Annotated in this window: 11 protein-coding genes and 4 tRNA genes; 9 read left to right on the top strand and 6 right to left on the bottom strand. The window is 68.2% G+C overall.

Annotation, left to right across the window (positions count from 1 at the left end; all coding sequences use genetic code 11):
* Positions 1 to 4 precede the first annotated feature (4 nt).
* Positions 5 to 538, bottom strand: coding sequence for a GNAT family N-acetyltransferase (locus tag ACFWPH_RS03385; RefSeq protein WP_378747849.1), 534 nt, complete (start codon positions 536 to 538; stop codon positions 5 to 7).
* A 176-nt stretch (positions 539 to 714) separates the two neighbouring features.
* Here ACFWPH_RS03385 and ACFWPH_RS03380 point away from each other — a divergent pair, with 176 nt between their 5' ends.
* The 3 genes from ACFWPH_RS03380 to ACFWPH_RS03370 all read left to right on the top strand — a co-directional run bounded on the left by ACFWPH_RS03380 (position 715) and on the right by ACFWPH_RS03370 (position 6,119).
* On the top strand, positions 715 to 4,089 hold the full coding sequence (locus ACFWPH_RS03380; protein ID WP_378747848.1) for an FAD-dependent oxidoreductase: 3,375 nt from the start codon (positions 715 to 717) through the stop codon (positions 4,087 to 4,089).
* A gap of 8 nt (positions 4,090 to 4,097) precedes the next feature.
* Positions 4,098 to 5,051: a LysR family transcriptional regulator gene (locus ACFWPH_RS03375; RefSeq protein WP_378747847.1), complete on the top strand. Its 954-nt coding sequence runs from the start codon at positions 4,098 to 4,100 to the stop codon at positions 5,049 to 5,051.
* Positions 5,052 to 5,201: 150 nt separating this feature from the next.
* Positions 5,202 to 6,119 (top strand): hypothetical protein, encoded by a 918-nt coding sequence (locus ACFWPH_RS03370; protein WP_378747846.1) that lies wholly within the window; start codon positions 5,202 to 5,204, stop codon positions 6,117 to 6,119.
* Here ACFWPH_RS03370 and ACFWPH_RS03365 read toward each other — a convergent pair.
* Positions 6,109 to 7,356 (bottom strand): hypothetical protein, encoded by a 1,248-nt coding sequence (locus ACFWPH_RS03365; protein ID WP_378747845.1) that lies wholly within the window; start codon positions 7,354 to 7,356, stop codon positions 6,109 to 6,111. The two genes, ACFWPH_RS03370 and ACFWPH_RS03365, sit on opposite strands and share 11 nt — an antisense overlap.
* A 277-nt stretch (positions 7,357 to 7,633) precedes the next feature.
* Between ACFWPH_RS03365 and ACFWPH_RS03360 the strand changes: the two genes are divergently transcribed.
* A complete protein-coding gene (locus ACFWPH_RS03360) occupies positions 7,634 to 8,773 on the top strand; it encodes a hypothetical protein (protein WP_378747844.1) in 1,140 nt (379 codons plus the stop codon).
* A gap of 255 nt (positions 8,774 to 9,028) precedes the next feature.
* On the opposite strand, the gene ACFWPH_RS03355 is transcribed toward ACFWPH_RS03360, so the two are convergent.
* The 3 genes from ACFWPH_RS03355 to ACFWPH_RS03345 form a co-directional block, all read right to left on the bottom strand.
* Positions 9,029 to 9,103: transfer RNA gene (locus ACFWPH_RS03355), tRNA-Val, on the bottom strand.
* A gap of 1 nt (position 9,104) precedes the next feature.
* A tRNA-Cys gene (locus ACFWPH_RS03350) sits at positions 9,105 to 9,175 on the bottom strand.
* Between the two features lie 44 nt (positions 9,176 to 9,219).
* Positions 9,220 to 9,292, bottom strand: a tRNA-Gly gene (locus ACFWPH_RS03345).
* Positions 9,293 to 9,614: 322 nt separating this feature from the next.
* Between ACFWPH_RS03345 and ACFWPH_RS03340 the strand changes: the two genes are divergently transcribed.
* The 3 genes from ACFWPH_RS03340 (at position 9,615) to ACFWPH_RS03330 (ending at position 11,364) form a co-directional block, all read left to right on the top strand.
* Positions 9,615 to 9,686: transfer RNA gene (locus ACFWPH_RS03340), tRNA-Val, on the top strand.
* A 373-nt stretch (positions 9,687 to 10,059) separates the two neighbouring features.
* Positions 10,060 to 10,443 (top strand): hypothetical protein, encoded by a 384-nt coding sequence (locus tag ACFWPH_RS03335; RefSeq protein WP_378747843.1) that lies wholly within the window; start codon positions 10,060 to 10,062, stop codon positions 10,441 to 10,443.
* 150 nt (positions 10,444 to 10,593) lie between these two features.
* The gene (locus ACFWPH_RS03330) at positions 10,594 to 11,364 is read left to right on the top strand and encodes an SDR family NAD(P)-dependent oxidoreductase (RefSeq protein ID WP_378747842.1); all 771 of its coding nucleotides are present in this window, start codon (positions 10,594 to 10,596) and stop codon (positions 11,362 to 11,364) included.
* A 145-nt stretch (positions 11,365 to 11,509) separates the two neighbouring features.
* Here the strand turns inward: ACFWPH_RS03330 and ACFWPH_RS03325 are convergent, their stop codons facing one another.
* Complete coding sequence (locus ACFWPH_RS03325) at positions 11,510 to 12,190, bottom strand: helix-turn-helix domain-containing protein (RefSeq protein WP_378747841.1); 681 nt, start codon at positions 12,188 to 12,190, stop codon at positions 11,510 to 11,512.
* A 230-nt stretch (positions 12,191 to 12,420) separates the two neighbouring features.
* Here ACFWPH_RS03325 and ACFWPH_RS03320 point away from each other — a divergent pair, with 230 nt between their 5' ends.
* Entirely contained in the window at positions 12,421 to 13,623 is a 1,203-nt protein-coding gene (locus ACFWPH_RS03320; protein WP_378747840.1) for a cytochrome P450, read from the top strand.
* A 5-nt stretch (positions 13,624 to 13,628) separates the two neighbouring features.
* Positions 13,629 to 13,841: a ferredoxin gene (locus tag ACFWPH_RS03315; RefSeq protein ID WP_378747838.1), complete on the top strand. Its 213-nt coding sequence runs from the start codon at positions 13,629 to 13,631 to the stop codon at positions 13,839 to 13,841.
* The last annotated feature ends 8 nt before the right edge of the window (positions 13,842 to 13,849 follow it).

Genomic DNA, 13,849 nt, shown 5'->3' with positions numbered 1-13,849 from the left:
GCGGTCAGAACACCAGGCGCAGCACGTAATCGTGGTGCACCTGACGGCCGACGGTGAAGGTTCTGGTGCCCACCTGCTCGAACCCGTACTTGGCGTAGAAACGTTGCGCGCGCAGGTTCTGCTGGTTCACGCCGAGCCAGATACCGGCGTAGTCCGCGCCGCGGGCGCGTTCCAGTGCCGCCCGCATGAGCGCGGCGGACACCCCCACGCCGTGGTGACCCGGCAGGACATACATCTTGCTGATCTCCAGCACCGGGTCGAGCGCTATAGCCGCCGCCACGGCGGGATCGTCCGGCGGGCCCCCGTTCAGGATGGCATAACCCACGATCTCGTCGTCGGCGACCGCTTTGAGCACGGTGCGGGCCGGATCCGACAGGTATTCGCCGAACCGTTCGCCGGACAGCACCTCCGCGACGAACACACCGATATCGTCGGGATCGGTATCCGGAGGGCAGGCGAGCGGGAAGGTCGCAGCGGCGACATCGCTGAGCGCTTCGGCGTCCCACAGTCCGGCCCGGTCCACGGTGACAGTGGTCATAGCTCAATGAGACCACAGCGACCCCGGCGAACGGCATGTGCGCAGGTCCCACGGTGGCGACCGGCCCCACCGGCGGCCCCCGGCGCCGGTCGCGCCGCCTCCTCGCGACCTGCGACGATGGCCGAAATGCGATCTCCGGCTTTGCTGCCGGACGCATCCGACGTAATCTCTCGCCCATGAGGAGCGGGAACCGCATCGCAATCGTCGGTGCGGGTATCGCGGGTCTGGTCTGCGCGAAGGTCCTGACTGAGGATGGGTTCGCGGTCGAAGTGTTCGATCGTTCCCCCGATATCGGCGGCGTGTGGAGCGAGACCCGCCGTTACCCGGGCTTACGGGCGCAGAGCACCAAGAACACCTACCACTTCTCCGACCATCCGATGCCCGCCGACTACCCACGGGTGCTCGACGGCGCACGGATGCAGGAGTACCTGTCCAGCTACGTGCGTGCCTTCGGCCTGACCGACCGGTTGCGCCTGCGCACCGAGGTGGTGGCCGCGGATCCGGTCGAGGGCGGCTGGCTGCTCGAGATCCGCGACGCCGACGGAGTGCATCGCACCTCCTGCGATCACCTGATCATCGCCAACGGTGTGTTCAGCGAACCCGAGATCCCGGACTTCGCGGACACGACCGCCTTCGCCCGCGCGGGCGGACAGCTCGGCCATTCCACCCAGTTCCTCGATGTGGAGGCGGTTCGCGACCGAGCAGTGGTCGTGGTCGGCTACGGCGCCGCCGCCGCCGATCTGGCAACCGAGATCAGCAAGGTCGCCGCGGATACGACGATGGTGGCGCGCCGGCTGCTGTGGAAGATGCCGCGGCGCCTCGCCGCCGGTATCGACGCCGAACGGATCCTGCTCACCCGAACCGGCGCCGCGCATTTCGGCCACCCCGAACCCGGCCGGATCGAACGCCTGCTACATGGCCCCGCACGCTCCTTCCGGGAGAGCAATCTCGATCTGATCGAAGCGCTGGTGGCGCAGCGCTCCGGCGCCGCCGAACTCGGGCTCGTCCCGGACCGGCGGTTCGAACAGGCCTATGACGACGCGTTCGGCCTCGCCGCCGAAGGTTTCGCCGAACAAGTGACCCAAGGCCGCCTCACCGTGCGCGGGCAGACCAAGGTGATCGCGCTCGGCGGGGGACCGGCCGGACCGTTCGCCGAACTGTCCGATGGGCAGCGGGTCCGGGCCGATATCGTCGTCTGCGCGACCGGATTCCAGCAGCGGGTGCCGTTCCTCACCCCGTACGTCCAACGGCAGCTCACCGACGACGACGGCAATTTCCGGCTGTACCGGCAGATCCTGCCGCTGGATGTCCCACATCTGACCTTCGCCGGTTACAACACCTCGCTGCTCGGCGCGGTGAGCGCGGAAATCGGCGCGCACTGGACAGCGGCCCTGCTCACCGGGAACCTGGCGCTGCCGCCGGTCGAGGCCATGAGCGAACGTATCGATACCCGGCTGCGCTGGCTGGACCAGCACACCGGCGGACGCCACGCGCACGGCACGATCACGCCGGACGCGATCCGCGATATCGACGAGCTACTGGGCGATATCGGGGTCCGGTTGCCACTCGCCGCGCGCACCGCGCAGTGGCTACGGCCGGTGCGGCCGGGTGACTACCGGGTGGTGTCGCGCCGCAAACGCGGTCCCGGCACGCAGGCGACCGCGCCCGCCGCCGCGGAACCGGTCGCGGCTCATCCCGCCACGGCCCCGCTAACGGTCGCCTCGCAGGCTGCTCCGCACGGCCCCGCCGAAACCCCTGGCCTCCCCGTCGGGGCGCCGCGGCCCGATGCGGCCGCTCCACTGCCGGCCCGGGCGCAACCTGCACAGTCCCAGGCCCCCGCCGCCTCCGCCGAATCACCGACCGTCCGGATCCCGGAGGCGGTCGCCGCCAGTGCTGTCCAGACGACCACCCTGCCCGCCGTGGACCCCACCGCCCGCACCCGGCCGGTACCCGAGGTACACCCGGCCACCGCGCCCGGCGGGCCCCGGCCGATACCCGCACCCTCCCAATTCGTCCCGGCAACCCCGGTGCCCGCGGTTGCGCCCCGGCCCGCGACCGTAGCTCCTCAGGCTCCGACGCCCCAGTCCTCCCCGGTGGCTTCCCGGCCTCCTGCCGTAGCGCCTCGTTCCACGCCCGCAGCCGCTCGGCAGGCCGCCGCAGAGGCCGAGCGCAGGGCAGCCGCCGAACAGCGCGCCGCCGGAATCGCGGCCCGCTCCAACAATCCGACGGTGCGGATCGATATGCGTACCGCGCAGTCCCTCGCCGAGGGGCCGGCCGCGGCGCAGCCCGAGTCGGCGCCGGTTCCGGGCTCTACCGGAAAGGCAGGCGCCGAGTCGCCGACGCCGCAACCTGCGGATCCCGCCGACGATTCGACGGGCCGGCCCGCCGACTCCGCCGACCGCGAACTCGGTCAACCGGAGACCACTTCCGGCGGCGAACGATCCCTTCCGGAGCAGAACACCGAGTCCCGGAGTCCGATACCCGCAGCGCAGCGCGCCGAAATCGCCTCGGAAACCTCCGAGCCCATAGGTGATATTCGGCCACAGGCCGGAACGTCCGAGGAAACCCGCGGGCCGGTCGCAGCCGGACCGGCGGGGGAGCGTGCGAACAACATTTCGCAACCGACCGGACAAGACGGGGCGGAGGAAACCGGACCAGCCGGGGCGAAGGCAGAGCTACCCGGGGCAGGGCCACGCTCCGCACCCGGCACTGCCGAGGATCCGGGCCCGGCCGGCTCAGCGACCACCTCGGCCGGAACGGACGTCGCTGCGGATAACACCACCACCACGTCCGCCACCCGGGCGACGGGGACGACCGCAGACGATGCGGAGGGGGCTGTCGACAAAGCGGAGGGCGATGCGGCGCCGCCGGTCGCGACCGGCGCCGGTTCGGCCGGGCAGCTATCCGCGTTCGCTTCCGGCGTGACGCAGCCGCCCGACGACGAACTCGGTGTGGCCGAGCCGTCGGGCCGTGCCGCTCCGGCAGATACCGGCGCGGCCGCTGCCGGCAGCGGCCCCTCTGAGCGACCGATCGATTCGGCTGCGGCGGACGACGGGATATCCGCGTCCGCGCCGAGCGCCGACGATATCGGATCGCCGGAACCGGTCGCCGAAACGGTAGCTTCGGGTCCCGGCGGGCAGGTACGGGGGAATACTCCCACCCGGACGACTGTGGATTTGGATGGGAACGAACAGACGCCGGTCGAACCGGTACCTGTGGTGCGAGCCGACCAGGGTCCGAACGGCGTGACAGCGGCTGCTTCCGAGACGGCCGCCGATCCGGGCTCCGGCGTGCAGGCGAACGAGACCGCAACCGAAGCGAACGGGTCCGGAACCGAGGCGACGGAGCAGGGCGTTGCCGGCTCCGGAGCGGATGCGACCGGGGGTGCTCCAGCGTGTGCCGAGTCGGCTGCGCCCGCCGGGTCGGATGCAGAGACCGAGTCGACTGCGCCGGCCGAATCTGCTGGACCCGGGACGAACTCCGCGGAGCCGAAATCCGGGGACGCGGCGGATAACGCCGCGCCGTACCCCGGCACCGGCCCGCGAACCTGACCCGCGGCGTGGCCGACCTCGACCTGAACCTGCTGGTGGCGTTGCACGCGCTGCTCGAAACGAACAGCGTCACTCGCGCCGCCGAACGGCTCAACACCTCACCGCCCGCCATGAGTCGCACGCTGGCCCGGTTGCGCCGCGTCTACGGCGACCCGCTACTGGTGCGCGCCGGCCGCGAACTGGTGCCGACACCGCGCGCCCTCGAGCTGAGATTCGAGGTGAGCGCACTGGTCGAACAGGGCCGGGCGTTGCTGGCGAAACCGGATACCGTCGACCCCACGGCCCTGGTCCGCGGTTTCGCGCTGCATGTGAACGACGCGGTGCTGCCCGAGCTTGCCGGGCAACTGCTGACCGAGGTCCGTGCGCAGGCCCCGGGCGTAACGCTCCGTTTCGTTCCGGCCGATGCGGCCGGGTCTGCCAGCGCCCTGCGCGACGGCCGTATCGATGTCGAGGTCGGCGTGATCGACCGGGCCGATCCGCAGACCCGGGTGGAACGTATTCGCGGCGACCGGCTCATCGGGGTCGCCGCCCCCGGTCACCCACTGGTCGCGGACCGGGTCACCGTCGCCGCCTTCGCCGCGGCCGCCCATATCAGTATCTCGCCGCCCGGTATCGCCCGCGGCGTGATCGACGACCGCCTCGCGTTGCACGGCCGCACCCGCCGGGTTGTGTCGATCGTGCCGGATCTCACCACCGCGCTGCTGGCCGTGCGGTCGGGTGCGGTGGTCTGCCCGGCGCCGGCCGTTGTCGCGAAAACGACACTGCCGGCATTGGGGCTGTGTGCCTTCGAGATCCCGCTGCCGCTGCCGGAAATGACGATTTCGCTGGCCTGGCATCCGCGCAATACACCCGATCCGGCGCATGCCTGGCTGCGCACGTTGATCCGCACCGTGCTGGGGGCCGGTGATCCGGTGACCGGGACAGCGCGGGCGGACAAGGTTCGGCGGGTCCCACTTGGGTAACTGCTGGGCAGAAACCTGGCGCTGACCGGCAGTTGTGGCGCACTCTGGGAAGTACCGGTGTGGTGGTCGGGCCGGCGCGGTGGGACGGGTTAGATGGGTGGTCGCATGCAGACGAAGCGGCGAACGGATATACGGTGTGGGCGCCGGACAATGCTGTCCGACCTGGGGATTTCGGATGGTTCCGGGCGGGTGGAATCGGCCGGGGACAACACCGCACCCGGTTACGGCTGCCGTTGCGGCCGCTGCGCGGAAGCCCAGTGGAATACCCAGCGCCTGAAGTACTGGCTGGCCGCCCGGCTGCTCGCCTTCGGCGCGGACGAGGCGGTCGTCGACCGGCGGTGCGGACCGCTGACCGTCGATGTGTGGTGGCGGCGCGGCACCGAGCAGTTCGCGATCGAGGTGCGTTCCGGGCCACTGACTCAGGAACTCGCACAGCAGCACACCGACCAGTTGAAGGCCCTCGGATATGCCGGAGTGCTGTGGCTGTGTGCGCCGGGTTTCTGGGTGGCGCAGCTGCCCGCGCTCGGTATCGCCGATCTCGCGCCGGAGTCGTGTGAGTATCGCGCCGCGAGCGGCATGCTCGACCTGGGTTCCGAGGGATTGGTGGTGCCGGGGGAGCGCCCGTACGAACTGCGTGAGTTCCTGCGCGAGTGGGTGGCGGGTGAGGTCGCGTGGGGTTACCGCGATCATTTGAGGAAGGGATGGGCGGCAGTGACCGACTGGGAAAAGCACACTCGGACACAGGCGCTGCTGCTCGAACAGCAGCGGCAGGAGCTGATCCAGCAGCGCACCGCGCTCGCGGTTTCCCGGCAGGCAGTGCGGGAGAAGAAGCAGCAGCTCGAGCGCGCGCACGCCCGGATGGAGCGCACCGCGGCGAAGGCCCGTGAGCAGGCCGAGTCGGTGGCCGCGGTGGGGCGGCGAATCGCCGATCAGGAGCGGGTGCACCGCGCGCTGGAGGACACCATCCGCCGCCTGCACAAAACCATCGACAACTGGCAGGTGGTGACGGTTTTCGTAATGCTGCTGCTGGCCACCTTCATCGCGGCGACCATGTTCATCAAACCTTGATCGGTGCGGGCACTTCCGGCTGCGGTTGATTCGCGGCCGACAGCCGGAACGGCGCCCGCTCCCACCGCCATTCGTGACGGACGGTGAGCGCCAGCAGGTCGAGTGGTTCCAGCCCGTCGGCCCGCAGCTGCCGCAACGCGTCGCGGCGCACCGGGCCGTCGGCGAGCAGTCCGGTCAGCCGGTCGCGGACCCCCGCGGGCACCGGATGGGCGGCGAGTTCCGGTTCACCCACCGCACTTCCGGTCCACAGCAGCCAGCCCCAGCCGTGCTCGTGCGCCCAATCCCGGGCGGCACGCGCTTTCAGCCGGTTCACGTGGAAACCGATATGCCCCAGCGGCTGCACATCGATCAGCGCCCTGCGGCCGTCGGCGAGTTCGGCCACCAGGGTCGGGAAATGCAGGTGCTCTTCGCCGTCGACCCGGTATCCGACGGCTTCGGGATATTCCTGAAAGGTGCGAATCCGGTCGTCGGTATCGAGCAGCCGCATCAGGCGCGCCTCGAGCCCGGAGTCGAAGCCGATATCGCGACCCGGTGTGTGCAGATAGAACCGGCCGCGTCCGTCGTCGTCGAGATCGAACGCGCGCGCCGCGGTGGTCGGCAGCGCGGCCGGCGCCCCTGACCGGGTGGGCCAATCGATCCGGTGCGGCCACGGCGCGGGCGGCCCGGCGGGGGGACCGGTCTCGCGGAGCCGGGACAGCAGATGGTTGGTTTTCTTACGCCAGCCCACGATGCGCTGAGTGACATATCCCGCCACCCGTTTCGCATCGGTCGCGTCGTGCCCCGCCAGACGCAATTTGAGATACGCGAGATCATTCACGGCGATATCACCATCGGTGGCATAGGTTTCGGCCAGCAGCGCACGCGTGAGCACCGAATCCCGGGTCCCCACGGGGTAGCGCCGGGCGTACTCGGGAACGGGGAGCCGCCCGGAGTGCGCGGTATGCCGCAGCAGTTCGCCGACCGCCTTGGTGTGCAACTGCCGGGCCCGGTCGCGGGAGAAATCGAACCGGGCCCCGATCCGCGTCAGCGTTTCGGGCCGCTCCCCGGCGATACCGAGCCGGAACCGCAGGATGGCCGCGGCGCGTTCCCGATCCACCCCGTAATCGTCGACCAGTTCGCCGAGCGCGTGCGCGCAGTCCTCCAATTCGAAGGAGAGATGATCCCGCAGATCATCGGGAAAGTCCGTCGTGTCATTCGCATACCCGGATGCGTCGCCACGCACTGGCTCCGCCTGCATACACACCCCCTTCGGGACACCGGTTCACCGGCCGGCTCGAGTTCGTGTGGGCCAGCCTAACGGCGGGCACCGACAGCGCCCGGCACAGCCACGGAATGCCGGAAGCGCAGGGGTCGGCCCGCCGCCGCAGATCCGGTCGCTGCCGCTGCCGTGTGATCTAATGGGTTTGCCGAGAAAATGCTGATAGAGGACCGATCCGGGCGACGCTCCCGCAGCGGCCGTCCGCACCGGACGCCGACCGCCACCTTAATTCCAGGTTCACTCCGCGGGCGCCGGCGTGCCGTTCCGACCGTCCGATGTGGAGGCGCTCGTGCTGCATACCGATATCCCGACCCGCAGTGAGATCAAGGCCCTCGCCGGTGTCACCGACACCTGGTGCGTTTCCATCTACACGCCTACCGAATCCGATACCGCCGACCCGGACCGCAACCGGATCGCCTTCTCGAACCAGGCCCGCCGAGTACTCGATCTCGTCACCGACCCCGAGGCACGCGCCGCGCTGGAAGAAGAATTCGACGCCTATATCGACGACGCCGCGTTCTGGCGCTTCCAGTCCCGCACACTGGTGGTGCTCGCGACACCTACCCGCATCCGCACCTTCCGCATTCCGAACCAGTTGAATGCCTCGGAGACGGTCGGTAACCGCTTCTATCTGAAGCGGCTGCTCCGGGCGGTGACCTTCCCGCAGACCGCCTTTGTCCTCGCCCTGGCCGAGGGCGGCGTCCGGCTGGTAGAAGTGAGCGCCGACCGCCCCGCCCGGACCGTGCCGGTTCCCGGCCTTCCGACCAGCGCCGCCGACCATGCCGGCAAGGCGAGCCTCGGCGATCGCGCCCCGAAGCGTCGCGTCCAGGGCGACGAAGGCCGCAAGATGCGGGCGCGGCAGTTCGCCCGCGCCGTCGACACCGAACTGCGCGATCTGCTCGCCGGCCGGGACACCCCGCTGATCCTGGCCGCCACCGAACCCATCAACGCCTTGTTCCGCTCTGTGAACAGCTACGACAACCTGCTCGACGAGAGCATCCCCGGCAACCCGGAGCACACGACCGACCACGAGTTGGCCGACCGATCCCGCGAAGTACTGGACCGGCACTATGCCGCCCAACTGGCCGATCTCGTCGACCTGGTCGAACTCCGCCGTGGCGAAGGCCGGGCCGCCACCGATGTCTCCGATCTGGCGCGCGCGGCGTCCGCCGGATCCGTCGACACCCTGCTGGTGGATATCGACGCCTCGGTCCCCGGCACGGTAACCGCCGACGGCGCGGTCACTTTCGCCGATTCCGCGGCCGCCGAATCCACCGGAATCCTCGACGAGATCAGCCGCCGCGTACTCCTGACCGGTGGCGACGTCCTCGCCGTACGCGCGGCGGACCTCCCCGACGGGGCCCAGCTCGCCGGTATCCTCCGCTACGCGCCCTAGCTGCTTCCAGCAGTAATTTCCGATTCTGGTAACCGGGGCAACAGTTCCGTGCGGCCGACGTCGATGCCGTCGTGAGGGCCGGTCCGGAACACCTCGGCTCGCTGGAGTGAACCGGGTAATGGACGTAGCCGACGTGGAAACGGTGATACCCGTTAGCGCTACGTCCCCATAGACGGAGAGGCGGAACTCGTATCCGGAAAGCAGAAAAGGCACCCGCCCGGGTTCCGGGAAAGTGCCTTTGATCTGGTAGTACGATGGTGCGCGATACTGGGATTGAACCAGTGACCTCTTCCGTGTCAGGGAAGCGCTCTCCCGCTGAGCTAATCGCGCGAGGTGGAGACGGGAATCGAACCCGTGTGCACGGCTTTGCAGGCCGTTGCCTCACCACTCGGCCACTCCACCGCGCAAAGGGGGAAGGCATTCTATGCGCCTGGCCCTACCTCTCGAGCGGATGACGGGATTCGAACCCGCGACCCTCACCTTGGCAAGGTGATGCGCTACCAGCTGCGCTACATCCGCATTTGCATCCTCGGTGGCTCGCTGTCCTCCGTGGTGCGAGACAGAACATTAGCCGACGTACGCCGCAACCTACAAATCGCCTGGTAGAAGGCTATGAATGACAACGTTGTCATTCAGTCGTCCGGAGGGTGGCCGTCGATGCCCTTTGGCCACCGATGGCGACCGCATCGGTGGCCGGCTCCGTGTAATACGGGAGTCCCGAAGCTTCGTGTGCGTGCCACCGAAGTGAATGACATCGGGGTGATTTGGTGGCGGGTGGGTGGTGCGTGTTAAGGTTCCATCTCGTTCGGAGGGCATCGAAAGAAGCCGCCGAGCGGCTCCCGGTCTCATAGCTCAGCGGGAGAGCGTCCGCCTCACACGCGGAAGGTCGCTGGTTCGATCCCAGCTGGGACCACCGGAATCCCCCCTGATCTTTGCAGGTCAGGGGGAATTTTTGTGTTTTCGGCCCATCTGGGCAGTGGTCCGATTTCTGTCCGGTATCGACTGCTGAATGCCGACGTCGGTCGCACGTGTATTGCATGGACTCGCCGCGCTCGGAATCGGTTCTCATCGTCCTGACGAGGTGGTCGTCGGCCGCTGGTCGTCGTACCGTACTGCGGCCACGGTTCGGGGTGTAGGTGGTCGGAGGCCGGGTATCCGCCGTCCGCAAACCTAGGATTCGGAGGCTCGTCATGAGGACATGGCTTACTCGTCTGTGCGTCTCGGCAGCTGCGGTGGGAGCGGTGGCGGTTGCTGGGGCGGGGCCGGCAGGTGCGGCACCGGCCAGCGTGACGATCGACGGCAGTATGCAGGTTTTGGGCCTGAATATTCTGCACGTCGACGCGCAAGGGCAAGGAGATGGGCCCGCTACCGGCACATACAGCGCGACCGGGCAACTCGGCAATATGCCGTTACCGGTGAAGGTAACCGGCCCGGTCACCTGCCTGCGGGTGCAGGGCAATACGGTTTCGCTGGTATATCCGATCACCACCGCCCAGCCGGTGATGGTCTTTGCGCCGGATTCGATGGCCATTCAAATTACTGTGGCCAAGGGGCAGAACGGCGCACCGAACATGATCGGATACGGCGTTCCGATGCCGACCAGCTCGTTCCGTGACTGCATGCCGGGGCCCACGCCGCTGGTGTTCGACGGAACAATCGACATCAGGTGATTCGGTAAACGAGCCCGTGGATGCTCGTGAAGTCGAAAGGGTGACGATTTCCCTGTAAAGAATGATATTCTTGAAATAGAGAGTAACAATCTGAGGCCTGGCTCGGTGCGGGTGTGGTGGCCTCCCGGCCCGAGTCGGGGTGAGGGTGTCGTGGGCTATGCCGATGAACTGTTCGATCTGAGCGGGCGCGTGGTAATGATCACCGGCGGCAGCCGTGGGCTGGGGCGCGAGATGGCCTTCGCGGCCGCCCGGTGCGGTGCGGATCTGGTGATCGCGAGCCGGAACTACGAGAGTTGCGTGGCGACGGCCGCGGAGATCGAGCAGGAGACCGAGCGGGCCGTGCTGCCCTACAGCGTGCATGTGGGCCGCTGGGACCAGCTCGACGGTTTGGCCGAGGCCGCCTATGCCCGTTTCGGCAGGGTCGATGTGCTGATCAACAATGCGGGTATGCAGCCGGTCTACGATTCGCTGAATACGGTGACCGAGAAGCTGTTCGATTCCGTGGTGAACCTCAATCTGAAGGGCCCGTTCCGGCTGTCGGTGCTCGTGGGGGATCGGATGATGGCCGCAGGGGGTGGCTCGATCATCAATGTCAGTTCCTCCGGGTCGATTCGGCCGCGCCCGTCGATCGTCCCGTATGCGGCCGCCAAGGCCGGGCTCAACGCGATGACGGAAGGTTTGGCGCTGGCATTCGGGCCTACGGTACGAGTGAACACCCTGATGGCGGGTCCACATCTGACCGAGGCCACCGCCGGCTGGAAGCTGGAGGACATCGCCCCGGAAGACAATCCGTTCGCCGCCCACGCGCTGCAACGTCCGGGGCGTCCCGACGAGATCGTCGGTGCCGCGTTGTTTCTCGCCTCGGACGCGTCCAGTTTCACCACCGGGGCCACGTTGCGCTCCGACGGTGGTATGCCCTGACCGGGAAAGCGAGGATCCGGGCATGAACTCGACCCGCGTGAAGGGCGTTGCGCGCTCGAGGTGATGTGCATCGGCGGCGGCCGGGCCGCGGTGGTCGATCGCATGCAGGCGGCGGGCAGGCCGGTGCACTGAGACGGTTTTCCGGTTATGTCAGCAACTTCGCCCATCGTTGGGCCGAGGCGGTGAGGTCGCGACCGACGTGGTCGAGGAAATCGGCCATACCGGCCAGCCGTTCGCCGGCGGCTGTGGTGGCGCCGAGCTCGGCTGCGCCGCTGCGGGCCGCGGACGCGATCGCCGAATTCTGGCGCACCCCCGCCATAGTGGCTCGTGCCCAGGCGGTTTCGTCGATGATGTAGCGGTCGCGGCGCCGAGGTTCATCGCGTTTCCGGTAGATCAGTTCCTGTGCTTGCAAGTACCCGACCGCCGCGGAGATGGCCGCCGGACTCACCCGCAGTGTCGCGGCGAGTTCGGCGGCGACCGAGCTGCCGTCGTCGGCGGTCATCAGGCACGCCAATACGCCGGCGGCGGTGCGTGGCATCCCCGTGTGGACGAACAGCGAAGTGAGGCGGTCGATAACGGGGAGTGCGCGGCTGTCGCCGGTGTGCTGTGCGCGGTCGGGATGCGCGTGCCTGCGGGACCGTTGCAGGCCGGCTCGGTGGGCCTGTTCGGGACGGTAACGTCCGGGTCCGCCGTTGCGGTTGACCTCCCGGCTGATCGTCGATGTCGGGCGGTCCAGCTGCCGTGCGATCGCGGCGTAGCCGATCCCGGCTTGCAGGCCGGCGGCGATCTCTCTGCGGTCCTCCGCGGACAGTCTGGATCCCGGCATCGTGGTGGGCCCTCTCTGTAGGTGGTGTCCGGTCGATAACAGCGTTCACCGGCAGTTGGTTGCAACGATAGCTACCAAGAGTGAGCATTAATCCGCAAGGAAATTGCAACACGGTTACCCCGATTGAGCTGCGCATAACCGAAAACGTGCCGATCTGTTTGTTGAGCAAATTCTTAATGCAATTTAGCGTTCGTCTCGATCTGAACGAAACGGCGAGATCGGGAGCGACGATGACACAGCCTCGGGAAGCAGCTGAGAACACCGCAGCGACGTTGCACACCCGGAAACCACCGGGACGCCCCTTCGATCCCCCGATCGAACTATCGGAACAGCGCGAACAATGTCCGCTCACGCGCTGGACCTTCCCCGACGGTCACCACGGCTGGCTGGCCACCGGCCATACCGAAGTCCGGGCCGTGCTCGCCGACCGCCGGTTCAGTTCCCGCTACGAACTGATGCACAACCCGGTCGCGGATTCGGGGCCGCTGTCGCCTGCTCCGATCGGCGACCTCCTGGGGGTGGACGCACCGCAGCACCCCCGATATCGAGGCCTGCTCATCGGCCGCTTCACCGTGCGCCGGATGCGGCAGCTCACCGCCCGCGTCGAGGAGATCACCCACTCCTGCCTGGAGGCGATGGCGGACTCGGGTGGGCCGCTGGACCTCGTCGAAGAGTTCGCGCACCCGATCCCGGCGCAGGTGATCTGTGAGCTGCTCGGGGTGCCGTTCGCCGAGCGAGCGACTTTCGAACACCATGCGCTCGCCGTCAACAGTGCCGACAGCAGTCAAGCCGATCAACTCACGGCCTTCGCGGCGATCGAGGAGTATGTGCGCGTTCTGGTTGCCGCGAAACGCGCGGCCCCAACCGACGATCTGCTCAGTGATCTGACCGCCACAGACCTCGACGACGACGAACTTGCCGGAATCGGCACCTTCCTCCTCGGCGCCGGCCTGGACACCACCGCGAACATGCTCGGTCTGGGCACCTTCGCCCTGCTCACCCACCCGGACCAGTTCGCCACACTGCGCGACGATCCCGACCTCGCGGACCGCGCAGTCGAAGAACTCATGCGCTACCTGACCATTGTGCACACCAACTCGCGTGTGGCACTCACCGATATCGAGCTGGCCGGCCGGACGATCGCCGCGGGCGAAACCGTTGCCCTGTCGCTACAGACGGCGAACCGGGACGCCCGCCGGTTCGATGACCCCGATACCTTGGATATCCACCGCAACGCCACCGGCCACCTGGGCTTCGGCTACGGCCCGCACCAATGCCTGGGACAGCAACTCGCCCGCGTCGAGATGCGAGTAGCTCTGCCCGCACTGGTATCTCGCTTCCCGGAGCTCCGCCTCGCGGTGGCGCCCGGCGCCGTACCGCTGCGGCACGGTGCGGATGTCTACGGCGTGCACAGCCTGCCGGTCACGTGGTGAGCCGGATGCGGGTATCGGTGGACCGCCGGTCGTGTATCGGTGCGGGAATGTGCGTACTGAACGCATCCGAGGTCTTCGAGCAGACCGACGACGGCAGGTCGGTGGTGCTCGACGCAGAACCGCCGCCCGAGCTCCACGTCAGGGTGCGAGTGGCCGAACAGGAGTGTCCCGCTGCCGCGATACAGCTGTCCCAGAGCCCGGGACCGGTCCCGTCGTAGAGGGCTGT

The organism is Nocardia sp. NPDC058499 (genome assembly GCF_042719915.1).
Classification (GTDB): Bacteria; Actinomycetota; Actinomycetes; order Mycobacteriales; family Mycobacteriaceae; genus Nocardia.
Note: the sequence above shows the minus strand (reverse complement) of the source record. Positions and strands in the feature narration are given on the sequence as shown.

Coding starts and splice junctions, on each gene's coding strand:
- ACFWPH_RS03315 (WP_378747838.1), top strand. CDS start 13,629: ATGCGGGTATCGGTGGACCGCCGGTCGTGTATCGGTGCGGGAATGTGC.
- ACFWPH_RS03320 (WP_378747840.1), top strand. CDS start 12,421: ATGACACAGCCTCGGGAAGCAGCTGAGAACACCGCAGCGACGTTGCAC.
- ACFWPH_RS03385 (WP_378747849.1), bottom strand. CDS start 538: ATGACCACTGTCACCGTGGACCGGGCCGGACTGTGGGACGCCGAAGCG.
- ACFWPH_RS03325 (WP_378747841.1), bottom strand. CDS start 12,190: ATGCCGGGATCCAGACTGTCCGCGGAGGACCGCAGAGAGATCGCCGCC.
- ACFWPH_RS03365 (WP_378747845.1), bottom strand. CDS start 7,356: ATGCAGGCGGAGCCAGTGCGTGGCGACGCATCCGGGTATGCGAATGAC.
- ACFWPH_RS03370 (WP_378747846.1), top strand. CDS start 5,202: ATGCTGTCCGACCTGGGGATTTCGGATGGTTCCGGGCGGGTGGAATCG.
- ACFWPH_RS03380 (WP_378747848.1), top strand. CDS start 715: ATGAGGAGCGGGAACCGCATCGCAATCGTCGGTGCGGGTATCGCGGGT.